Consider the following 23,227-nt stretch of genomic DNA (forward strand, 5'->3'; position numbering starts at 1 on the left):
CCCTCGTACTTGTTCAGCCCGGTGGTGCGGCCGGTGGACTGGTCGCGCAGGATCTCGATGTTCTTCCAGTAATAGCGCCCCTCGTCGCGGTAGATGGTGGCGAGCGAGCGGAAGACCATGCCCTTGTTGCCGAAGGAATAGAAGTAGCGGAAGTAGAAGCCGGTGTATTTCTGCAGGTCCTGCGAGTGGCCATAGAGGGTTTGCAGGTGGGTGAGGGGGCGTTCCAGCTCGGTCCGCTCGACGGGGCGGCGGCGCAGGGTGATCATCTGCTCGAACTGGGCGTGTTCCATCAGGATTTCGGATTCGGTGACGCCGAAATAATCGCAGATGCGGCGCATGTTGTGGCGTGACGGGCGCGACTGGCCGTTGAGGTAGCGGTTGAACTGTTGCCGGTTGAGCTTGAGCTTGCGGCAGACCTCGGCGATGGAGCGCTGGTAGCTGCAGAGCAGATTGAGGTTGGCGCTGAACTCGGTAGCCATGCGGGCTATCGCATACTGAAGTGGCAAGAGTGTCAAGTCACGAAACCCCGCGAACTTGGAATATATCCCGATCTCGGCGAGGCTCGGGCCGGAACAGGGCCGGCTTTGCCCGGATCTTGCGCGCGACAGGGAGTGCCCAGAGATGAAGAACGAGTATCCGCAGGACATCGACGTGATCCCCCATACCACCGTGCCGATGCCGGACGGGACAAGGCTGGCGGCGCGGATCTGGCGGCCGGTGACGGCGGTGGATCAGCCGGTGCCGGTGATCCTCGAATACCTGCCTTATCGGAAAAACGACCTGACGGCGCAGCGCGATGCGACGATGCAGCCGCATCTTGCGGCGCATGGCTATGCGGTGGTGCGGCTCGACCTGCGGGGCGCGGGGGATTCCGAAGGGCTGATGGTGGACGAGTACACGCAGCGGGAATTGCAGGACGGGTACGACGCCATCGCCTGGCTGGCCGAGCAGCCGTGGTGCGACGGCAATGTCGGCATGATCGGCATTTCCTGGGGCGGATTCAACGGGTTGCAGATCGCCGCGATGCAGCCGCCGGCGCTGAAGACGATCATCACGCTGTGCTCGACCGATGACCGCTATGCCGACGATATCCATTACATGGGCGGCTGCATGCTGACCGAGCAGTTGGGCTGGGCCTCGGTCATGTTCGCGCGCAACACGCTGCCGCCGGATCCCGAGAACGTGGGCGAGGCGTGGCGCGAGATGTGGCGCGAGCGGCTGCGGGGCAGCGGGCTGTGGCTGAAGAACTGGCTGGCGCATCAGCGGCGGGACGATTTCTGGAAACACGGGTCGATCTGCGAGGACTATTCCAAGGTCGATATCCCGGTCTATGCCGTGTCGGGCTGGGCCGATGGGTATTGCCGCACGGTGTTCCGGCTGGTCGAGAACCTGCCCGGCCCGGTCAAGGGGCTGGTGGGGCCGTGGGCGCACCGGTACCCGCATATCGGCGAGCCGGGGCCGAACATGGATTTCCTGAGCGAGGAGCTGCGCTGGTGGGATCACTGGCTGAAGGGCGAGGCGACGGGGATCATGGAGGAGCCGCAATTGCGGCTTTACATGCAGGACAGCGTGCCGCCCGCCGGGTGGTATGAAAGCCGCCCCGGCCGCTGGGTGGCGGAGCCGTCATGGCCGTCGCCCAACGTGACGCGGACGCCGTTTCACCTTGGGGCGGACGGGTCGCTGTCGCCGGAGAAACCGGGGGCAAAGGGCGAGTTCGCGCATCATTCGCCGCTCTGGGTCGGCATGGGGTCGGGCAAGTGGTGCGCCTATGCCTCGCCCGGCGATGCGCCGATCGACCAGCGGCGCGAGGATGCCGGCAGCCTGTGTTTCGAGACCGCGCCGCTGACCGAACCGCTGGAGATGGCGGGGGATGCCAACGTGGTGCTGCGCGTGTCGGTCGACCGGCCGGTGGCGATGCTGGCCGCGCGGATCTGCGACGTGGCGCCCGATGGCGCCTCGACGCGGGCCAGCTTTGGCGTGTTCAACCTGACCCACCGCGACAGCCACGAGACGCCCGAGGCGCTGGAGCCCGGCAAGGTCTACGAGATCACCATCCCGATGAAGCACGTGGCGCAGAATTTCCCCGTTGGCCACCGCCTGCGGCTGGGCCTGTCGACCAGCTATTTCCCGATGATCTGGACGGCACCGGAAAAGGTGACCATGACCCTGCATACCGAGGGCAGCTATCTCGAGATGCCGCTGCGCACGCCCTCGGCTCAGGACGACCAGCTTGCCGAGTTCGCGCCCGCGCAGCTTCCCCCGCCGCTGCCGGTCGAGGTGCTGGAGCCGGTGGAGGAATCGCAGCGCATCCTCGAGGATGCCGCGACCGGCAAGATCGAGATGCAGATTGCGGATGGCAGCGGGCGGCTGCGCTACCTCGACAACGACCTGACGCTTTATGAGCAGGGCTACGAGCGGTATTCGGTCACCGGCGACGACCCGGACAGCACCACGGGCGAGACCGAGTGGTATTTCGAGGTGTCGCGCGACGGCTGGTCGGTGCGCACCGAGACCAAGACCAAGCTGACCGTGGATGCCAGCGATTTCCACATCTCGGCCCGGATGCGCGCCTGGGAGGGGGACCAGTTGGTCGAAGACCTGACATGGGAAGAGACGATGGCGCGGGATTTCCAGTGACTTCGCCACTTGGCGCAATAATAGCGTCATTTCGCGAAGTCACGCGAAATGGATCGCGAAACCGCGCTGTGACTAGACTTGCGGAAACAAACAAGAACTCACCAGGGAGTATGACATGACCAAACCGACACTTTCGCGCCGGGGCTTCCTTGCCTCGACGGCCGCCGTGGGCGCGGCGACGATGGCCAGCGGCTGGCCCACCACGGGCCGGGCGGAGATGGGCAAGGTGCTGCGCGTGCGCATCGACGGCGACAACAACGTGCTCGACCCGGGCTTCATGGTCGGCGGGAGCGAGATCGAGGCGCAGAAACAGTGCCTTCCCTTCCTGGCCGAATACGTGCGGGACGGCGACACCTTCACCTGGCAGCCCACCCATTACGTCACCAAGCTGGAACAGACCGAGCCCACGCGGATCGATTTCGAACTGGTCGAGGGGCTGCAATGGTCGAACGGCTATGGCACGCTCAAGGCGTCGGACGTGAAATACTCCTACGAGCGGATGAAGGACAGCGACTGGGCCGGCTACTTCGATGCGATGGACCATGTCGAGGTGACCGGCGAGCTGACCGGGACGATCGTGCTGAACAAGCCCTTCGCGCCGTTCTTCATGGTCACGCTCTGCCACGGGCCGGGGGCGATCGTGTGCGAAAAGGCGGTCGAGGAGGCGGGCGGCAAGTTCACCATCGACTTCCCGGCGGTCTGCGGGCCCTACACCTACAACGCCACGCCCGGTCAGCGGGTGGTGTTCGAGCTGAACCCGGAATGGACCGGCCCGGCGCCGGGTTACGAGCGGGTCGAGGCGCATGTGGTCACCGAGGTCAAGGCGTCGGAGCTGGCCTTCGACGCGGGCGAGATGGACTGTACCGAGCTGAGCCCGGACACGCTGGCGCGCTATGCCGAGAACATGCCCGAGGATGCCGAGATCACCACGGCGGGCGAGCTGCAATACATGTGGATGGGGATGAACACCGAGCATCCCAAGCTGCAGGACGTCAAGGTGCGCAAGGCGATCCAGCACGCGGTCGATGTCGATTCGATCCTGCAAGGGGCGTATTCGGGCATCACCGCCAAGTCGCACGGCATCGTCTGCCCCGGCCTTCTGGGGCAGCGCCAGCAGACCAATTACAGCTATGACCCGGCCAAGGCCAAGGCCCTTTTGGACGAGGCGGGCGTATCGGGGCTGGAGCTGACGCTCCGGACGCTGAACCAGCAGGAGCGGATGCTGACCGCGCAGATCATCCAGGCCAACCTGGCCGCCGTGGGCATCACCGTGAAGGTGCTACCGGTCGACAGCGGCCCGTTCTGGGAAATGGGTATGGAAAGCAAGGGCGACACCTGGCAGGAGCTGGAGCTGTGGCTGATGCGCTTCGCGACCACGCCCGACCCCTACGAATCGACCCAGTGGTTCGTGTCCGAGCAGGTCGGCATCTGGAACTGGGAGCGCTGGACGGACGAGGAGTTCGACCGGCTCTACGAGGAAGGCATCGCCGAGACCGATACGGCCAAGCGCGAGGAAATCTACCTGCGGATGCAGGAGATCATGGACGAGACGGGCGCCTATGTCTGGATCAACCACGAGCCCGAGGCCTATCTTCATCGCGCGGATATCGAGATCAACACCGCGCCGTCGGGCGAGCTGAACTACCGCCGGTTCAAACCGGCGTAACGGCCACGGTCCTGCGCCGCCCGGTGCGGCGCGGGGCCTTTACCGGCTGGGGGAATTCCCGTGCTTTTCTATCTCGTCAAACGGCTCGGCCTGTCCGCGCTGGTGATCGCCCTGGTGGTGCTGGTGCTGTTCTCGCTGCTGCACCTCATACCGGGCGACCCGGCGACCATCGCGCTGGGCCCGCGCGCCACGCCCGAGGCCATCGCGCGCTATGCTGCCAAGATGCATCTGGACGAGCCGGTGTGGCGGCAGTTCCTGATCTACGTGGGCAACGCCGTGACCGGCGACCTCGGGGTCGATGTCTTTTCCGACCGGAACGTGACCGCCGTGGTGGCCGACCGGATCGGGTTCACGCTGGCGCTGATCTGTGCCGCGATGGGCTGGGCGGTACTGCTGGGGCTGCCGCTGGGCTGTCTGGCGGCGGTGCGGCCCAACAGCTGGCTGGACCGGGTCACCGGGGTGCTGTCGGTGGGCACGATTGCGGTGCCGTCCTTCCTGGTGTCGATCTGGGCGCTCCTGATCTTCGCGGTGGAGCTGCGCTGGCTGCCGGCCATCGGCGCGGGCGAGCCGGGCGACACGATGGACCAGCTGAGCCACCTGGTTCTGCCGGCCTTTGCCGTGGGGCTGAGCTGGGTGGGGTATCTCGCCCGGATGGTGCGCGCCTCGATGCTGGAAGTGATGGCGGAGCCGTATATCCGCTCGGCCCGCGCGTTCGGCCTGCGGCCGCGCAAGATCGTCTATGGCTACGCGCTGCGGGTGGCGATCCTGCCGACGATCACGCTGATTGGCATGGGGTTCGGCGGGCTGATTTCGGCGGCCGTCTTTGCCGAGATCATCTTTGCCCGGCCCGGCATCGGCAAGCTGATCTACGACGCCGTCATGGCGCGCAACTTTCCCGTCGTGCAGGGCGCGGTGCTGGTGGCCACGGCCATGTATATCGCCATCGTCCTGATGTCCGACCTTCTCATTGCCTGGTTTGATCCCCGTGTCCGTGAATCCCTCTGAACCCCCTTCCGACAAGGATGTCGGCGAGCCGACGCTCGACAGCTCGGGCCTGCCCGAGCATGCCTCGGCCGCGGAAATGCGGGAATCCGCCTCGCGCGAGCGGCGCGAGAAGCTGAAGATGTTCCTGACCAACTGGCAGGGGGTGATCGGCCTGATCCTGGTGATCATGTTCTTCGCCAGCGCGATTTTCGCGCCGGTCTTCGCCACGCATGACCCCAACGCGCTGGATATCCCGGCGCGGCTGTCCTACCCGACGCTGGACCATTTCGCCGGGACCGACCAGCTGGGCCGCGATACCTATTCGCGCATCCTGTATGGCGGTCGCGTGGCGCTGAAGGTGGCGGCCATAGGCGTGTCGATCTCGTTGGTGGTGGGGCTGATCCTTGGCATGATCGCGGGCTACGGGCCGCGCTGGCTGGACAACTTCCTGCTGCTGATGTTCGACACGGTGCGGGCGTTTCCGACGATCGTGCTGGCGCTGGCCACGGTGGCGCTGACGGGCCCGAGCCTGGCCATCGTGCTGACCATCGTGATCGTCACCTCGATCCCGCAATATGCCCGCGTGGCGCGGACCGCGACGATGACCCTGCGCAACACCGATTTCATCATGGCGGAGCGGTCGCTGGGCGCCTCGACGGGCCGCATCCTGATGCATCACATCATGCCGAATGTGGTGGGGCCGCTGTTGATCCTCGCCGCGATGGACGTGCCGGTGGTGGTGACGGTCGAAGCCGGCCTCAGCTTCATCGGGCTGGGCGTGCTGCCGCCCACCGCAAGCTGGGGCACGATCCTGAACGAAGGCTACCTGGTGATCCGTGACACGCCGTGGATGGTGGTGGCCGGGGGCATCCCGCTGATCCTGACGACGCTGGGCTTCACCTTCCTGGGCGAGGCGCTGCGCGACGTCTTCGACCCGCGCATGGGCAAAGGACGCTGATCATGGCCAAGGACATGGGCACCGCCCCCGAAACGCTTCTGGACATCCGCAACCTGTCGGTCGATTTCCGCACCGCGCGCGGCCGGGTCAAGGCGCTGCGCGACATCACCTTCCCGGTCAGCAAGGGCCGGATCATGGGGATCGTCGGCGAAAGCGGCTCGGGGAAAAGCACGGTTCTGTGGTCGATCCTCGGCCTGCTGGCCGGCAATGCCGAGGTGATGGGCGGCGAGATCCTGTTCCAGGACGACGACATGCTGCGCAAGGGGCAGACGGCGATGCGGGCGACGCGGGGCGAGGATATCTCGGTCGTGTTCCAGGACCCGATGACCAGCCAGATCCCGGTGCTGAACTATGCCCGCCAGATGTTCGACATCCTCTATCGGCGTCGCAACATGTCGAAGGCCGAGAAGCGCAAGGCGGCGGTCGAGATGATGCGCAAGGTGGGCATCCCCGACCCGGACAGCCGGATCGACCAGTACCCGCACCATTTCTCGGGCGGGATGCGGCAGCGGGCGGGGATCGCCATGGCGCTCCTGACCGGGCCGAAGCTTCTGCTGGCGGACGAGCCGACCACGGCGCTGGACGTGACGATGGAGGCGCAGATCATCAACCTGCTGCGCGAATTGCAAAGCGATCTTGAGGCGACCATCGTGCTGGTCTCGCACAATCTCGGCCTTATTGCCGAGCTGTGTGACGACGTGGTGGTGATGTATGCCGGCGAGGTGGTCGAGGTCGGCACGGTGCACGAGATCTTCCACAACGCGCAGCACCCCTATACGCGGGCTTTGCTGGAATGCGACCCGGCGCGGATATCGGACGTGTCGCGCAGGCTGCCGGTCATTCCGGGCGACATTCCCGACCTGACCAAGCCGCAGGAGGGCTGCATCTTCGCCAGCCGGTGCCAGCGGCGGATGCCCGAATGCCGGACCATCGAGCCGCCCACGGCGATGCGCCCCTCAGGCGGCTATGCCAATTGCCATCTGCTGACCGGCCCGCTGGAAGATCCCGACTGGCCGCCGCCGCTGGATGTGCTGACGGTGCGGAGCGGGGAGAGTTCGGTGGCCGAGAAAAAGGCGCCGGAGGGCAAGCCGCTGCTGGAGGTGGAGAAGCTCAACGTCCGCTTCCGCACGCTCGGCCCGGTCAAGGCGCGGCTGCGCGGGGTCGCGGACCCGTTCGTCGATGCCGTACTCGACGTGAGCATCCGGGTGCGCCCGGGCGAGACGGTGGGGCTGGTGGGCGAAAGCGGCTCGGGCAAGACGACGCTGGGCCGGACGATCCTGAACCTGCAGCACGCCGATAGCGGCAGCGTGCGGTTCGAGGGGCAGGAGATCAGGAACATGCCCGAGGCGCGGTTCAAGCCGCTGCGCCGGGACATGGCGATGATGTTCCAGGATCCGATCGGCTCGTTAAGCCCGCGCAAGTCGGTGCGGGCGCTGATCACCGAGCCGTTGCAGGTGCATGGCATCACCGGTGTTAACCTCGATGAAGAGGCCGAGCGGCTGGCCGACATGGTGCGCCTGCCGAAGCCGTTCCTGACGCGCTATCCGCACGAGCTGTCGGGCGGGCAGGCACGGCGGGTGGGCGTGGCCCGCGCGCTGGCGCTGAACCCGAAGCTGATCATCGCGGACGAGCCGACCGCCGGGCTTGATGTCTCGGTGCAGGGCGAGGTGCTCAACCTGATGGCCGATCTGCAGGCCGAGCACGGGCTGGGCTACCTGATCATCACCCACAACCTGCCCGTCGTACGGCATATCTCCGACCGGATCGCCATCATGTACCTTGGCCGGATCGTCGAGGAGGGGCGGGCGGCCGATATCTTCTCGAAACCGCTGCACCCCTACACCCAGGCGCTGGTCGAGGGCGTGCCGCAGCCCGACCCCGACAAGCGGCTGACCCATGTCGCCGTCAGGGGCGAGGTGCCGAGCCTTCTCAACCGGCCCAAGGGCTGCGATTTCGCGACCCGCTGTCCTTATGTGCAGGACAGGTGCCGGGCCGAGAAGCCGGCGCACGAGACCCGCCCGGACGGGCGCAGCCACGCCTGTTTCTTCCCCCTTCACTAGACCAAAATACCGCAGGAATACTGTCATGAGCTACGGCATCTATATCGGGCGCAATCTGACCGCTGACGGGGTGGCCTACCTGGCCGGATATGGCGACGAGCCGTCGAGCCACTGGCTCGAGATCAACCCGCGCCGGACGCATGAGGCGGGCAGCACCATCACCGTGGGGGTGACGCCGCAGGCCGACATGCCGGGGGTGCTGACCGAGATACCGCAGACGGGTGAGACGCTGCGCAACATGCGGGTGAGCTACAGCTATTACCTTGGCGTGCCGGCGCCGCTGACCAATGGCGGGCTGAACGAATGCGGGGTGGCGGTGCGCGATATCTGGTCGCCCACGCGCAAGGACCTGATCGCGATGACGCCGAAGGATCAGAAAGGGCCGAACTATTCCGACCTGGCCCGGATCGTGATCGACCGGGCGCGCACGGCACGGGAGGGGGTCGAGCTGATCGGGGAGCTGATCGGCAAGCATGGCTATTCCACCTATGGCGGCAATTCCCACATGATCGCCGACCCCGACGAGGCCTGGGTGGTGATCGAGTTCGCCGGGGGCAAGGGGCTGTGGTGTGCCGAGCGGCTGGGGCCGGATTGCATCCGGGCGTCAAGGCCGGGCTATATCGGGGAGATCCCGGAGGAGCCGAACGAGGATTTCCTGTTCCCGGAGCATTTCATCGACACGGCGGTGGAGCTGGGCTGGTACAGGCGCGGCGAGGGGCCGTTCAACGTGAACGACATCTACGGCGACGGGCGGATGCGCTGGAAGGGCGTGGCCTGGGTCGAGGACGAGATGAAGGAACGGGCGGCCCGGCCCGGGAAGGTGACGCTGGAGGATGTGTTCTGGTCGATCCAGACCGAGCGGCTGACGGGGGATACCGCAGGCTACGGGCAGGTGGTGCCACTGGTGCACCCGTCCGATGCCGCGCTGCGGATGATGTGGCACGCGCCCATCGGGCCGGTGACGGCGCCGCTTCTGCCGGTGTTCCTTGGGCAGGGGACGGTGCCCGAGGCGTATCGGCAGCACCGCTACCTGACGACCGGGGAAAGCGCCCGCTTCCTCGACCGCCGGAAGGAGGAGAAGGACCCGGATACCGTCTCGCACGTGCCGCAGGGGGTCGAGACGGCGGGGTCGGCGGTCTACCAGTACAAGCGGCTGATGCACTTGGCGTTCCAGGCGGAGGATACGCTGCTGCCCGAGGTCTGGGCACATTGGCGGGCGATGGAGGCGAGCGTCAACGCCGAGGTGCCGGAGGTGCTGCGGGCGGCGGAGCTGCTGATCGAGGCGGGCGAGGCGGGGCTGGCCGAACGGGTGATGACCGAGTTCAGCCATCGCTGCCTTCGCGTGGCGCTCGACGATTGCACGGCGCTGGCCGAGGCGGCGCAGGCCCGGCTTCGGGTGGCGGGGCGGCTGAATCTGACGCCGAAGCCACTGGGGCCGGCGCAGCTCTGGTAGGGTAGAGGCCCCGGGTCAGGCCCGGGGCGGGTGTCCATGAACCCTGTGCCATCCGCCAATCCCGCCCGGTCTGTCGATCATCGCGAGGCCGCGCCCCTCACCCCTTCGGCTTTACACCAAACCCCTTGCGGAACTGGTCCGCATGGGCCGGAAATGCGGCGGAGAGGTACATGGCCGCGAGCCGCATCGGCTGTTTCAGGTCCACGGGATCGCCCGACAGGTACATGCCCAGCCACAGCCCGTCGGTCATCGCGTCGATCCCGGCGGCGATGTCGCTGGCGCCGGTCACCGGGCGCCCCTCGGCCTGCAGGAGAGCGGCACAGGCGTTGCACATGGCATGGGCGCGCTCCTGTTCGAAGGTCTTGGAAATCTCGCCATAGAGCGGCCGGGCCTTCGATTCGCCCCAGAAGGCGTGCCAGATGATCAGCGTCTCCTCGTTGCACGAGTCGGGCGTGAAGTCGGATTTCACCAGCGCGGTGATCTGGTCGGCCGGGTCGGGGCCGGCGGCGGAGACCGCCTTTTGCCAGCCCTCCTGGTAGATCTCGTACTGGTGCCGCAGCGCCGCGCCGAGCAGGGATTGCTTGTTCTGGAAATAGAACACCGCCACCCCCTGCGACAGGCCCGCCTCGTTCGACACGCTGGCCAGGGTGGTGCCGGACAACCCGTTCTTGACGATCGAGCGATAGGTGGCGTCGAGGATCTGGCCGCGCCGCTTGTCGGCGTTTTCCTTGCGTTCCTTGCGCGGGCGCGTCGCACCCTCCTGAGCGGCCATGGCATCTCTCCGTTGCGGGTGGGGCCAGTATCGCGCGGACGGGGCGCGACAGCAACCCGGCGCGGGCGGATCGGGCAAAAAATTTGATTGAGCGCTCAAAATAACTCGGGTAGAATGGCGGAAAGCAGAAGACGCGGCGCAGGGCCGCGAGAAATGGACATCCATGACCGACCAGAGCATCACCGCAGATCCCGGCCACAACGCCGCCATCCCCGCAGAGGCCGTACAGGAATGGGATAACGACCATTTCCTGCACCCGTGGGAAACCATCGGCACCAGCGATGCCAACCGCGCCATCGCCGCACGGGCCGAGGGGATCTACATGTACGACCCCGACGGCAAGAAGTTCATCGACGGGCCGGGCGGCATGTGGTGCGTCCAGATCGGCTATGGCCGGCGCGAAATGGCCGACGCCATCGCCGAGCAGACCATGCGCCTGCCCTATACCTCGCCCTGGGCCTTCGCGGCCGAGCCCTCGGCCCTGCTGGCCAGGCGAATCGCCGAGATGACGCCGGGCGATTTGAACAGCGTGTTCTTCACCACCGGCGGCTCCTCGGCCGTCGACAGCGCGATCCGCTTCGTGCAGTTCTACAACAACATCAAGGGCCGCCCGCAGAAGAAGCTGATCATCGGGCGGGAGAAGGGCTATCACGGCTCGACCTATCTGGCCGCCTCGGTCACCGGCAAGGAGCGCACCAAGTCGCGCCTGGATTTCGAGGAGCGGCTGGTGCGCCTCATCGGCAACGTGAATCCTTACGTCCGCCCCGAGGGGATGAGCGTCGAGCAATGGTGCGACGCCAAGGTCGACGAGCTGGAACAGGCCATCCTCGACGCCGGCCCCGAGAACGTGGCCGCCTTCATCGCCGAGCCGGTGCTGGCCTCGGGCGGGGTCATCGTGCCGCCGCCGGGCTATCACAAGCGCACGCTGGAGGTCTGCCGGAAATACGACGTGCTCTATATCTCCGACGAGGTCGTCACCGGCTTCGGCCGGCTGGGCCACTGGTTCGCCAGCGAGGAGGTGTTCGGCATCACCCCCGACATCATCACCTGCGCCAAGGGCCTGACCTCGGGCTATTTGCCGCTGGGGGCGATGATGCTGTCGGACCGGCTGTGGAACGACATCGCCTCGGACGAGCGGGAGCATATCATGTTCTCGAACGGCTATACCTATTCGGGCCACCCGGTCTGTTGTGCCGCCGCGCTGAAGAATATCGAGATCTTCGAGCGCGAGGGCATCCTCGAGCACGTGCGCGAGATCACCCCGCATTTCCAGGAGCGTCTGAACGCGCTGGGCCGGCACGAGATCATCGGCGACACGCGCGGCGTGGGGCTGATCGGCTGTGTCGAGGGGGTGGCGGCGCCGGACATGTCCGAGGCGAAGCGGCTGGCCATCGACCTCGAATTCGGTGAACGGGTCGATGCCAAGTGCGAGGAGATGGGCCTGATCGTGCGACCGCTGATCAACCAGTGCGTCTTCTCGCCGCCGCTGATCATCACCACGGACGAGGTCGACCGGATGTTCGACATCCTCGAGACCGCGGTGCAGCAGGTCCAGTCGGAAATGCTATAGACCGTGCCGCGGACGCGGCGCAAACTCACCCCGCATAGCCTGTAAAGGAGGTCGCCCGATGGAGGACAATGCCGTTCTGGAAGAGGGCTTCAACGGTCTCACCCGGATGCAGGAGGCGCTTCCGGCGTCGTGGTATTTCGACCCGGCGCATTACGCCCGCGAACTGCGCGAGATCTGGGGGCGAAGCTGGGTCTACCTGTGCCGGGCCGACACGCTGGACGGCCCGCGCGCCTTTCGCAGCTTCGACGTGGCGGGGCAGCCGGTGCTGCTGGTCCGCGATCAGGAGGGGGTGCTGCAGGGGTTCTTCAACACCTGTCGGCATCGCGGCTCGCTGCTCTGTCCGCAGGCCGAGGGTACGCTGAAGAAGGCGATGATCACCTGCCCCTATCACCAGTGGGTCTATGACCTGACCGGTCGGCTGCGGGCGACCGGGCCGATGCGGCGGGTGGAGGGGTTCGACCGCGACGATTACCCCCTGCACCGGGTTCGGGTGACCGAATGGGGCGGGTTCGTCTTCGTCAACCTCGACCCCGATGCGCCGTCATTCGAGGAGCTCTACGGGGCCGAGACGGTCTATGTCGCCAACTGGCCGCTCGAGGAGCTGAAGGTGGGGCATGTCTATTCCAAGACGCTGAACTGCAACTGGAAGGCGTTCTGGGAGAATTACAACGAGTGCCTGCACTGCCCCAACATCCACCCCGAGCTGTGCGAGCTGGTGCCGATCTATGGCCGGGCGATCATGGCGCGGCGGGACGATCCGGACTGGGCCGAGCATGCCGAGGACCAGGCGCCGCACCGCTCGGGCGGGCTGCGCGTGGGAGCGGAGACGTGGTCGATGGATGGGGCCGCACAAGGCCGCCTGCCGGGGCTGAGTGACGAGGATGTGGCGGCCGGGCAGCGTTATGTCACCGTGACGCCCTCGGTCTTTATCGCCCATCACGCCGATTACGTGCGGATCGTGAAGATCACGCCGACGGGGCCCGAGACGATGGAGCTGACGGCGGAATGGCTGTTCCATCCCGACACGCTGGCACGGCCGGATTTCGACGCCGACAAGATCACCCGGTTCGGCATCCTGGTAATGGAGCAGGATGGCGGGGCGTGCGAGCTGAACCATGCAGGCATGCGGGCGAGCGCGTTTCGCAACGGCGTGCTGATGCAGGAGGAATACGAGGTGTTCCTGTTCCAGCAATGGGTGCGCGAACAGCTTGGCGAGGCGCCGAAGAGCGAAGGGGCGGCGAGCCGGGCCAGCCGGCGGATGCCGGTGGCGGAGTGATGGTCGAGCCGTCGAAGTAGAGACCCGTCCCGGCCCCCGAGCCGGGACCTCGTGCTGCGGGAGGCCCCGGGTCAGGCCCGGGGCGGGGAGATTGCACATGCCAGGTTTCGGTTAGCCCCGCCGGGCGGGCGCCTGCCCGTGGGGACGGCGTCGTCCCTTGGGCTCGAACCAATGGCGCCTCAATGAACGACCGCTCGCCCGGCGCCGCGCTAAAGCGCGGCTTGACTCCGGGCGTGTGGTAAATCGTAGGGTGGGTGCGAACCCACCGCTCACAATCAAGTAACACCCGTCCCGGCCCCTGAGCCGGGACCTCTTGCCACGAGAGGCCCCGGGTCAAGCCCGGGGCGGGGTTGCATAGCAAGCGCGGATTTACCCCCGCTCCGCCAGCATCTCGGCATTGACCTCGGCCAGGGTGCCCGGCGCGGGCGGTTCTTCCAGCGTCAGTACCGGGAACAGATCGCGGAGCTGGTCGTGGTAGCTCTTCACGCCGTATTCCAGGTCCGACAGGATGATCCCGTCAAAGGCCGATGACAGCGCCGCCTCGCAGGACCAGATGGTCAGCATCTGGTCTTCCTCGGCGGTGATCCGGTCGATCCGCCCCGACAGGTAGCGCGCCAGCCGCAGCTCGCGGCTTTCGTTGCGGTACTTGTAGGAGGCCCCGCGCAGCCGGCTCTTGCCGGTGCCGTCGGGAAACTCCTGGTAGAAGATCATCGAGTCCGGGTAGACGCCGATCACCGTGTTGGGGAACATCCCGTAATAGAGCCACGCGTTGCGGTGGCTTTCCGGCAGCCACTCGGCCTCAGGCAGGGTGGACTTGTAGGCCCTCACCGACCAGAGCGAGCCCGGCCCGTTGTTGAACGGCGCGTAGGAGCGCGCGGCGCCGCCCTCGAACGGCTCGTCGACATAGCCCTTGCCATAGAGGTCCTGCAGGGCCGGGTGGGCCATGGCCACGTGATAGCCCTCGTTGTCGACGTCGCGGATGGCCTTCCAGTTGACGGCGGTTTCATCCGCCCAGACCAGCGTGTCTGCAGGCACCATGTCGGCCAGCTCGTAAGGTTCCAGCTCGGCATCGAACCGGCCCATGATCTCGGCCACGGAGGGCTGATCGCTTTCCTTGAAGCGGACGAAGATGAAGCCCTGCCAAATTTCCATGTCGAGCGGCTTCAGCCCGAACTCCACCGGGTCGAGCGGCGGGAAGCTTTTCGGCTGTGCCGCGCCGCGCAGGGTGCCGTCGAGGTTGTAGGCCCAGCCGTGATAGGGGCAGATCAGGGCGGATTTGCATTTGCCCTGCTCGTCGGCCACCACCCGGCTGCCGCGGTGGCGGCAGAGGTTGTGGAAGGCGCGCACCACGTTGTCGCGGCCGCGGATGATGAGGGCGCGTTCCTCGCCCACATCGAATGTCATGTAGTTGCCGGGCTCGGGCACGTCCGAGACGTGACAGGCCAGCTGCCAGTGCTTGCGGAAAAGCTCTTCCTTTTCCAGTTCAAGCAGCTCGTCCGAGAAATAGGCCCAGCCGGGAAGGCCCGAACGGTCCCAGTTCTTCGGGGGGGATTGATCTTGTACGGTGTTCTGCATGGGAAAATTATAATGAGCGCTCAAACTAATTTGCAAGCCGATTCTTGCCGATGGGCCCCTCGAACGGGCGAGTGTGTCATTCCGGCCGCGCCCTGCGCGTGCCGCGGTAGAGGTGCTGCGCCAGCCGGTGCGCATCCTCTCCCGCGCACTGCCGCAGCAGCACGTAATAGCCGTTCGCCGTGTCCACCGTCTCGGCCACCGGCCGCACCAGTTCGCCCCGCTCGAGCGCCCCGTCCACAAGGTTTCCCCAACCCAGCGCCACCCCCATCCCCGCCTTCGCCGCATCCAGCAGCGCGGTATAGGAATTCGTCCGCATCAGGATCCGCGCCGGCGCCGGATCGACCCCGGTCTCGGTCAGCCAGATGCCCCAGTTCATCCAGTTCCAGTGGATGTAATCGAGGTCGATCAGTTCGGCCGACAGCAGGTCCCGTGGCGTGGTGATCGGGTGCTGTTGCAGGTAGCCGGGCGCGCAGACCGGGAAGACCACGTCACCGAACAGCCGCCGCGCCACGAAACCCGTCCATTGCCCGTCGCCATGCAGCACCGCCACGTCGGCGCCCAGCACCTCCGCCTCGTTGTCGCTGACCGTCAGGTCTATGGCAACGGGCGAATCGGGCGCCAGGAACGCCCCGATCCTCGGCAGCAGCCAATGCTGCCCGATCGAGGTGTCGCAGGCCAGCTTCAGGAACCGCCGCGCCTCGCGCTGGCGCAGGCTGTGGGTGGCCGAGGCGAGATGCTGCAGCGCCACCTTGACGCCGTTGAGCAGTTCTCGCCCCTCCGGCGTCAGCTCGATCGCCCGGTGCCGCCGCTCGAACAGGCTGATTTCCAACAGCTCTTCCAGCTTCCGCACCCGCTGGCTGACCGCCGACTGGGTGACCGACAACTCCTCGGCCGCGCGGGTAAAACTGCCCAGCCGCGCCGACGCCTCGAACGGCAGCAGAAGGTCGAGCGGGGGAAGGTTGCGGCGCAGCATTAGCAGGACTTGCCCAAAAGCGGTAGAAATCAGCGTTTGTCAGCATCCATGCTTATTCTGTCTAATGCCAACAGACAAGGAAGCAGGAGCCACCGATGAACTTACCCCTTCTGAACCTGATGCCGGGCGATGCCCCGTTCCGCGCCGACCCGGCGGAATCCTACACGCTGCCCGCGCGTTTCTACCATGACCCCGAGATCTGGGCGCATGAGAAGCAGGCGATCTTCTACCGCACTTGGAACTATGCCGGCCATGTCAGCCAGGTGGCCGAGCCGGGCCAGTTCCTGACCGTGCGCATCCACGAGCAGAACATCTTCGTCGCCCGCACCAGAACGGGCGAGCTGCGCGCCTTCTACAATGTCTGCCCGCACCGGGGGCACGAGCTTTTGTCGGGAACCGGCAAGAAGAACATCATCGCCTGCCCGTATCACGCCTGGGCGTTCGACTTCGACGGCACGCTCAAATCGGCGCGCAATACCGAGGAGGTGAAGGGCTTCAGGCGCGAGGAATTCTCGCTCCGCCCGGTGCAGGTCGAGGTGTTCTGCGGCCTCGTGCTGGTCAATCTCGATCCCGAGGCCACGCCGTTTGCCGAGCAGATGGGCGACCTCGAAAAGGAGATCCGCCATTTCGTGCCCTCGGTCGACGAGCTGCAATTCGCCCAGCGCGACAGCTACGACGTCAAGGCCAACTGGAAGGTGCTCGTCGACAATTTCCTCGAATGCTACCACTGCCACCCGGCGCACAAGGATTTCGTCGACCTGGTGGACATGGACAGCTACCGCACCGTGACCTGCGGCCTCTATTCCAGCCAATGCGCGGGCAAGCCCCGCTCGGTCAATTCCCGCGCCTTCAGCTTCACGCCGGGCGATGTCGATTTCGGCTATGCCGGCTGGTATGTCTGGCCCAACTTCACCATCTGGGCCTATCCGGGCGAGGCGAACCTGTCGGTCCTGCAGATGAACCCCACCGGCCCCGACCAATGCGTCGAATACCAGGACTGGTTCGTGAAGGACGGCGAGGTGACCCAGCAGCTGCGCGATGCGATCAACTACCAGATCGACGTGCTGCAACCCGAGGATATCGGGCTGTGCGAGAGCGTGCAGAATGGGCTGAAATCCTCGGGCTACAACCAGGGCCGCTTCGTGGTGGACGCGGGCAAGACGGAACTCAGCGAGCACGCCGTGCACCACTTCCAGAAGCTTGTGGCCGACGCGCTGGGGGCCCGGCTCGACCCGGACGCCTAGGCCATGGGGTCGAGCGACGGGGCGACCCGCGATCTCGTGACGACGCAACCCGGGGCGGGGTGGGATTTCGGTCTCACCCGCCACCCCTATCACGAGATCGAGCGCCCGTTGGGCCCGCATTACTGCGTCTACAACCGCCGCCTGATGGCGGTGCGGCTGGATGCGCTGGATACGGACGAGGGGTATTGGAAGCTGCGGCGCGAGGCGGCGCTGCTCAATACCGGGGAATGGCCCATCGCCTTCGAGGGGCCGGAGGCCGAGGCGCTGCTGAACCGGCTTTTCACCAAGGATATCAGCAAGGTGAAGCCGGGGCGCTGTGGCTACGGGCTGGCCTGTTTCGACGATGGGGGGATGATCACCGATGGCGTGCTCCTGCGGCTGAGCGAGACGCTTTTCTGGTACGCGCAGGCGGATGGCGATTTCGTCAACTGGGCGCGGGCGCATGCCAGGGGGATGGATGTTCGGATTTACGATCCGGAGGTCTTCGTCAGCCAGGTGCAGGGGCCGGCGGCGATGGATATCCTTTCCGCCGCCGCCGATGACGGGATGCCAGAGCCGTTCGGCTATTTCGGCATCGCAAGGGTGCGGTTCGGCGGGCAGGAGGTGGTGATCACCCGCACGGGCTATACCAACGAGCTGGGCTGGGAATTCTACACCGAGCCGCATCACGACGCCGAGGCGCTGTGGCGGCACCTGGAAAAGGCGGGGCAGGGGCATGGCCTTTGCATCTTCGGGCTGGATTCCATGAACATCCGGCGGATCGAGGCGGGGATCCTCAACGCCGGGTCGGATTTCGACGGCACGACCACGCCCTTTGACGTGGGGCTGGGGCGGTTCGTCGACCTCGACGGGCCGGATTTCATCGGCAGGGCGGCGTTGCAGGCCGCCCCGCGCGAGGCGCGGCTGCACGGGCTGCGGTGCGACGGGGGAGAGCCGAAGGTGGGCGGCACGGTGAAGGTCGGTGACACCCCGGCGGGCCGTGTCACCTGCGGCTCCCGCTCGCCCTTCCTCGGCCATGGGATCGGGATGGTCCTGCTGGACAAGGCCGGGCCGGGGCCGGGGAGCCATGTGCTGGTGGAAACCCGAGACGGCAGCTATCATCCCGCCGAACTGGTCGAGATGCCGTTCTACGACCGTCAGGCAGAGATCCCGCGCGGCAAGCTGGTCGACATTCCGGACCGCCCCGGGTGAAGGAAGGAACCACATGCGGATGATGCACCCCGACCGTCTGGCCGTTTTCGCGGGGCTCTTTGCGGGGCTCTGCTTCGGCATCTTCTGGCTGCCGCTGCGGATGCTGGAACAGTCGGGGCTCGAGGCTCCGTGGGCGCTGGCGCTGTTCATGACGATCCCGGCGGTGATGTGCCTGCCCGTCGCGTGGCATTTGCGGCGCGATTACCTGCGGGGCGGCCGCGCGTTGATCGGCGGGGTGCTGGCGGGGGCGGCCTATGCGATGTACGCGGCCTCGCTGCTGTATACCGACGTGGTGCGCGCGGTGCTGCTGTTCTACCTGATGCCGATCTGGGGCTTCGCGCTGGGCTGGATGATCTTGGGCGACCGGATAACCCGCTCGCGCTGGCTGGCGATCGGGCTGGGGGTGGTCGGAATGGTGGTGATCTTCGCCGACGATACCGGCCTGCCCCTGCCGCGCAACCTGGGCGACTGGCTGGGGCTGGCCTCGGGGATGTTCTGGGCGGTGGGCTGCATGCTGATCCTGAACGAATCCCGCGTGCGCACCGCCACCCACGCGGTGAGCTTCTTTCTCGTCGGCGCGCTCCTGACCGTGGCGGTGGCACTGTGGTCGACCTCGGCCGGCCACGTGCAGGTGCCCGACAGCGCGGCGCTGAAACAGGCCGCGATCTGGTTCCTGCCGGTGGCGCTGGTGCTGATCCTGCCCGCCGGGTTCGCCACGGTCTACGCCCCGACGCGGCTGAACCCCGGGGTGGTGGGGCTGCTGTTCATGACCGAGATCGCCGTGGCGGCGGTGACGGCGGCGATCTGGTCGGGCGAGCGCTTCGGCCTGCGCGAGGTTATCGGTCTGCCGCTGATCCTGTCGGCGGGGCTGATCGAACCGGCGGTGATGACATGGCGCGACCGCCGCGCAAGGGTGGAGAGAACGGCATGAGCGGCGATTACATGAGCCAGGCGGCGCGGGCCTTCCTTGACCAGCCGGCGGCGGAAGACCTCGGGCCGCTGTCACCGCAGACGGTCGACGCCTATCGCAAGATGGCGAAGGACGATTTCCTGCCGCGGGCCGCGCGGGCGGTGAAGGCCCATGGCGTGACGGTCAGCGAAACGCAAATCGCCGGCGTGCCCTGCCTCGAGATCCTGCCCAAGGGAGAGCCCGTCGGCACCGTCCTTTACTGCTACGGCGGCGGCTATGTCACCGGCAGCGCGCGGGAGGACCTGATCGTCAGCGCCGGGCTCTGCCATCATTCCGGCGCTCGGATCGTTGCCGTGGATTACCGCCTCGCGCCGGAGCACCCCTATCCGGCGGCCGTCGAGGATGGCGCGGCGGTCTACGATACGCTCTGCAAGGAAACCGCCCCCTTCGCCATCGCCGGCGAATCCGCCGGGGGCAACATGGCGCTCCACCTCATGCAGCGCGCCCGGGCGAACGGCCTGCCGATGCCCGTCGCCGCCGTCCTCCTCTCGCCCTGGTGCGACCTGACCCATGGCGGCGACAGCCTGCAGGCCAATGACGGCCGCGACCCCACGATCGACCTCGCCTTCGTCGAGGCGGCGGCGGAAATGTACGCCGCCGACACGCCCCGCGACACGCCCGCCATCTCGCCCCTTTTCGGCCACTTCACGCCCGACTTCCCGCAGACCCTCGTGACCACCGGCACGCGCGACCTGCTGATGAGCCCGTCGATCGAACTCACCCGCCGGATGCGCGCCGCCGGAATTGACGTCGATCTGGATGTGCATGACGGCCTCTGGCACGTCTTCGAATTCTACGACGAACTGCCCGAGGCGGCGGCCTCGCTCAGCCGCTGCGGCGCCCACCTGTCACGGCACATGGGGGGCTGAGGCCGATGCCCGCCATCTCACCAATGCGCCCCGGCATTGACCGAGATATCCTCCATCGTCAGCGCGGGCGCGGCATCGGAACACAGGAACGCCACCAGCGCCGCGATCTCTTCGGGCTGCACCAGCCGGTTCTGCGGGTTGGCCTTCGCCAGCGCGGCGATCTCGTCCTCGACGCTGTGCCCATGTTCCTTCGCCATGATCACGGCACTGCTGCGCAGCATCTCCGTCTCGACCCATGTCGGGCTGACCGAGACGCAGCTTACCCCGTGCGGCGCGCCTTCCAGCGCCACGGCACGGGTCAGCCCCAGCAAACCGGCCTTCGAGGCGCAATAGGCCGGGTGATCGGCCACGGCCGATTTCGCGGCGGTCGAGGCGATGTTGACGATCCGGCCCCAGCCGCGTTCGATCATGCCGGGCAGGGTGGCGCGGGTGGTCAGGAACGGGCCGGTCAGGTTGGTGTCGATCACCTGCTCCCAGTCCTTCAGGCCATGGCCGCTGACGGTGTGGTGAATGGTGATCCCTGCGGCGTTGACGAGAATGTCGATGGGGCCGAGCGCGTCTTCCACCGAGCGGCAGAACCCCTCGACCGAGCCTTCGTCGCAAACGTCGAGCCCGGCCACGAAGGTTCCCTCACTGACTTCCCTGACCGCCATCTCCCGCATCGCCGGATCGTCGCCGCGCCGCGCGCCGATCGCCACCTTCAGCCCGTCCTCGGCCAGTTTCCGCGCGATCGACAGCCCGATCCCGGCCAGCCCGCCGGTGACCACGGCCACCCTCTGTTTCGCCTCAGCCATCGCTTGCCTCCTTGTCCATCTCGCCCGCGATCCACGCATCCGGGTCGCCCACGCGCCGCCCGCCGGCGAGGTAGTCGTCGATGATCTCGATCATCTTCTCCCGCCCGAAGGACTCGAAATGCCCGGCATGGACGGCCGTCACCGGCAATTCCCTCAGCCGCGCATGCGACGCCTTCAGAACCTCGGCCTGCGAATGATACAGGTCATCTATCAGGGCCCCGTCATAGACCACGTCGCCGCTGAACAGGAGGCCGGTCGCCTCTTCGTAAAGCGCGATGGAGCCCGGCGAATGGCCGGGCAGGTGGAACACCCGGAACACCCGGTCGCCAAGGTCGACCACGTCGCCCTCGTCCAGCAGGCGGGTCAGGGGAGCGGGTTTCACCTCGAAATGCTCGTGGCTGAACCCCGCGTATGGCAGGGCGGTAAAGGTCTCGGCCCGCACGTAGCCGGTATCGGCTACGGTGTTGGCGGCGTCGGGGCGGGCGATGATATCGGCCTCGACCGGGTGGCCGCAGCGGTCGTGGAACTGGTGCAGCCCGGCGGAATGGTCGAAATGGCTGTGGGTCATGATCGCGGTGATCGGGCGCTCGCCCAGCCGGGCGACCTCTTCCACCAGGGGCCGCAGGCCCATGCCGGTGTCGATGATCAGGTCGCGGTCGCGGCCCTTCACGTGCCAGATGTTGCAGCGCAGCCAGCTTGCCACGTGGATTTCGTGAATGCGCGAGACGCCGTCGCCCAGCGTTTCGACCGCGTACCAGTCTTTCGCAACCTCGGGCGCCATGGCCATGATCCTTTCCGGCGGAGGGGTCGTCGGGCAAAGCCTAGCGCGGGCCGGGCGGCTCTGCCACCACTTAGGCGGCCGGGGGCGAATCATCCGGGGCAGGGGCCGAACCGGCCCGGGCGGGGCTTCGCGGTAGGCGGGAAAATCGCCCGTGCGCAATACCTTAAGGTGCAGAGCCGCAGGGCCCGCCCGGGATTTTCCCCGCGCCCCGGGCAAGTATTGCAGGGCGATTGCCGTCTTCGGCCCAATCCGCGGGCGCTTTCCCCGGCGGCACGGCCGCCCCCCTGACGTTCAACGATTTTAAGGATGAATACTTCGGGGATGTGTGGTTCCATAAGGATTGAGCATAGCCAAGAACAAAAACAAAGCGCTTCAGACTGATAGGGAGATCAAGACATGAAGATGACATCACTGTTCCTAGCCGCCGGCCTTGCGCTGGCCGGGGCCGGCAGCGCGCTGGGCGATTCCAGCGATCCGATCCGCATCCCGATCAACGAGTGGACGGGCCAGCATATCTCGGCCCATATCCTCGGGACGCTGTTCGAGAAGGCGGGCTATTCGGTGGAATACGTCACCGCCGGCGCCGTGCCGCAATTCGCGGCCATCGCGCAGGGCGACCTGCACCTGCAGCCGGAAACCTGGACGAACAACGTGGGCGATATCTATCCCAAGGCCGTCGAGTCGGGCGATATCGTCGTGGTGGGCGACCTCGGGCTGACCCCGCAGGAGGGGTGGATCTACCCGCCCTACATGGAAGAGCAGTGCCCGGGCCTGCCCAGCTACGAGGCGCTTTACGACTGTGCGCAGGCCTTCGCCTCGCCCGATACCTTCCCCAAGGGCCGGCTGATCACCTACCCGGCTGACTGGGGCACGCGCTCGAAGGACGTGGTCGCGCAGATCGAGATTCCGTTCGAGCCGGTCGCCGGCGGCAGCGAGGGCGCCATGATCGCCGAGATCAAGTCGGCCGTGGCGGCCGAGAAGCCGATGCTGATGATGTTCTGGCAGCCGCACTGGCTGTTCGCCGAGAACGAGTTCAACTGGGTCGAGTGGGATGCCGCCGACGGCGAATGCCAGGAGGAATCGGGCCAGAGCCGCGGCAATGCCTGCGGGTTCGAACAGGCCAGCATCAGCAAGATCGCCAACAAGGATTTCGCCGAAACCTACCCGGGCGCCGCGGCGCTGTACGAGGCGTTCTCGATCGACAACGACACCCAGAACAGCCTGATGAACGAGATCGACCAGAAGGGCCGTGACCTCGAGGAAGTGGTTGCCGAATGGGTCGATGCCAACGAAGAGACGTGGTCGGCATGGGTCGAGGCGGCGGAAGCGGCCAAGAGCTGAGCGCGTAAGTGACAACCGGCCCTGCCACCGGCGGGGCCTGACAGCATGGCCCGGCCCTTGGGCCGGGCCATGTGCATGATAAGCCGGCCGGAAAAGGCCGCGCGGGAAAGAAC

19 protein-coding genes are annotated in these 23,227 nt (G+C 66.5%); 13 read left to right on the forward strand and 6 right to left on the reverse strand.

What is annotated here, in order from left to right:
- Positions 1 to 479, reverse strand: a 479-nt coding sequence (locus RLN94_RS11555; RefSeq protein ID WP_350168997.1) for a helix-turn-helix domain-containing protein, incomplete at its 3' end; no start/stop codon positions are given.
- Between the two features lie 142 nt (positions 480 to 621).
- Between RLN94_RS11555 and RLN94_RS11560 the strand changes: the two genes are divergently transcribed.
- The 6 genes from RLN94_RS11560 (at position 622) to RLN94_RS11585 (ending at position 9,758) form a co-directional block, all read left to right on the forward strand.
- Positions 622 to 2,637: a CocE/NonD family hydrolase gene (locus RLN94_RS11560; protein ID WP_350079553.1), complete on the forward strand. Its 2,016-nt coding sequence runs from the start codon at positions 622 to 624 to the stop codon at positions 2,635 to 2,637.
- A gap of 115 nt (positions 2,638 to 2,752) precedes the next feature.
- Entirely contained in the window at positions 2,753 to 4,303 is a 1,551-nt protein-coding gene (locus tag RLN94_RS11565; protein ID WP_350079555.1) for an ABC transporter substrate-binding protein, read from the forward strand.
- Positions 4,304 to 4,363: 60 nt separating this feature from the next.
- Entirely contained in the window at positions 4,364 to 5,308 is a 945-nt protein-coding gene (locus tag RLN94_RS11570) for an ABC transporter permease (RefSeq protein WP_350079557.1), read from the forward strand.
- On the forward strand, positions 5,289 to 6,245 hold the full coding sequence (locus RLN94_RS11575; protein WP_350079559.1) for an ABC transporter permease: 957 nt from the start codon (positions 5,289 to 5,291) through the stop codon (positions 6,243 to 6,245). The genes RLN94_RS11570 and RLN94_RS11575 overlap by 20 nt, the downstream gene beginning before the upstream one ends.
- Before the next feature lie 2 nt (positions 6,246 to 6,247).
- A complete protein-coding gene (locus tag RLN94_RS11580; protein WP_350079561.1) occupies positions 6,248 to 8,305 on the forward strand; it encodes a dipeptide ABC transporter ATP-binding protein in 2,058 nt (685 codons plus the stop codon).
- 25 nt (positions 8,306 to 8,330) lie between these two features.
- Complete coding sequence (locus RLN94_RS11585) at positions 8,331 to 9,758, forward strand: C69 family dipeptidase (RefSeq protein ID WP_350079563.1); 1,428 nt, start codon at positions 8,331 to 8,333, stop codon at positions 9,756 to 9,758.
- A 97-nt stretch (positions 9,759 to 9,855) separates the two neighbouring features.
- Here the strand turns inward: RLN94_RS11585 and RLN94_RS11590 are convergent, their stop codons facing one another.
- On the reverse strand, positions 9,856 to 10,530 hold the full coding sequence (locus RLN94_RS11590; RefSeq protein ID WP_350079565.1) for a TetR family transcriptional regulator C-terminal domain-containing protein: 675 nt from the start codon (positions 10,528 to 10,530) through the stop codon (positions 9,856 to 9,858).
- A 163-nt stretch (positions 10,531 to 10,693) separates the two neighbouring features.
- On the opposite strand from RLN94_RS11590, the gene RLN94_RS11595 reads away from it, so the two are divergent.
- Together RLN94_RS11595 and RLN94_RS11600 are read left to right on the forward strand one after the other, a co-directional pair.
- Positions 10,694 to 12,100, forward strand: coding sequence for an aminotransferase (locus tag RLN94_RS11595; RefSeq protein WP_350079567.1), 1,407 nt, complete (start codon positions 10,694 to 10,696; stop codon positions 12,098 to 12,100).
- A 58-nt stretch (positions 12,101 to 12,158) separates the two neighbouring features.
- Positions 12,159 to 13,376, forward strand: a complete 1,218-nt coding sequence (locus tag RLN94_RS11600; protein ID WP_350079569.1) for an aromatic ring-hydroxylating oxygenase subunit alpha — start codon at positions 12,159 to 12,161, stop codon at positions 13,374 to 13,376.
- A gap of 369 nt (positions 13,377 to 13,745) precedes the next feature.
- On the opposite strand, the gene RLN94_RS11605 is transcribed toward RLN94_RS11600, so the two are convergent.
- Both RLN94_RS11605 and RLN94_RS11610 read right to left on the reverse strand, forming a co-directional pair.
- Positions 13,746 to 14,951 carry an aromatic ring-hydroxylating oxygenase subunit alpha gene (locus RLN94_RS11605; protein ID WP_350079571.1) on the reverse strand — a complete coding sequence of 402 codons (1,206 nt, stop codon included), beginning with the start codon at positions 14,949 to 14,951 and terminating at the stop codon, positions 13,746 to 13,748.
- Positions 14,952 to 15,027: 76 nt separating this feature from the next.
- Positions 15,028 to 15,924, reverse strand: a complete 897-nt coding sequence (locus RLN94_RS11610; RefSeq protein WP_350079573.1) for a LysR substrate-binding domain-containing protein — start codon at positions 15,922 to 15,924, stop codon at positions 15,028 to 15,030.
- 95 nt (positions 15,925 to 16,019) lie between these two features.
- Here RLN94_RS11610 and RLN94_RS11615 point away from each other — a divergent pair, with 95 nt between their 5' ends.
- From RLN94_RS11615 to RLN94_RS11630, 4 genes are read left to right on the forward strand one after another with little or no spacing between them, the layout of a single operon-like run.
- Positions 16,020 to 17,168: an aromatic ring-hydroxylating oxygenase subunit alpha gene (locus RLN94_RS11615; protein ID WP_350079575.1), complete on the forward strand. Its 1,149-nt coding sequence runs from the start codon at positions 16,020 to 16,022 to the stop codon at positions 17,166 to 17,168.
- 3 nt (positions 17,169 to 17,171) lie between these two features.
- Entirely contained in the window at positions 17,172 to 18,359 is a 1,188-nt protein-coding gene (locus RLN94_RS11620) for an aminomethyl transferase family protein (protein WP_350079577.1), read from the forward strand.
- Between the two features lie 13 nt (positions 18,360 to 18,372).
- Positions 18,373 to 19,290: a DMT family transporter gene (locus tag RLN94_RS11625; protein ID WP_350079579.1), complete on the forward strand. Its 918-nt coding sequence runs from the start codon at positions 18,373 to 18,375 to the stop codon at positions 19,288 to 19,290.
- Positions 19,287 to 20,198: an alpha/beta hydrolase gene (locus RLN94_RS11630; RefSeq protein ID WP_350079581.1), complete on the forward strand. Its 912-nt coding sequence runs from the start codon at positions 19,287 to 19,289 to the stop codon at positions 20,196 to 20,198. Before RLN94_RS11625 ends, RLN94_RS11630 begins: the two co-directional genes overlap by 4 nt.
- Before the next feature lie 17 nt (positions 20,199 to 20,215).
- Here the strand turns inward: RLN94_RS11630 and RLN94_RS11635 are convergent, their stop codons facing one another.
- Positions 20,216 to 20,992, reverse strand: coding sequence for an SDR family NAD(P)-dependent oxidoreductase (locus RLN94_RS11635; protein WP_350079583.1), 777 nt, complete (start codon positions 20,990 to 20,992; stop codon positions 20,216 to 20,218).
- The gene (locus RLN94_RS11640; protein WP_350079585.1) at positions 20,985 to 21,779 is read right to left on the reverse strand and encodes an MBL fold metallo-hydrolase; all 795 of its coding nucleotides are present in this window, start codon (positions 21,777 to 21,779) and stop codon (positions 20,985 to 20,987) included. Before RLN94_RS11640 ends, RLN94_RS11635 begins: the two co-directional genes overlap by 8 nt.
- Before the next feature lie 390 nt (positions 21,780 to 22,169).
- Here RLN94_RS11640 and RLN94_RS11645 point away from each other — a divergent pair, with 390 nt between their 5' ends.
- Positions 22,170 to 23,114, forward strand: coding sequence for an ABC transporter substrate-binding protein (locus tag RLN94_RS11645; protein WP_350079587.1), 945 nt, complete (start codon positions 22,170 to 22,172; stop codon positions 23,112 to 23,114).
- The last annotated feature ends 113 nt before the right edge of the window (positions 23,115 to 23,227 follow it).

Source organism: Roseovarius sp., from assembly GCF_040223625.1.
Lineage (GTDB): Bacteria > Pseudomonadota > Alphaproteobacteria > Rhodobacterales > Rhodobacteraceae > Roseovarius.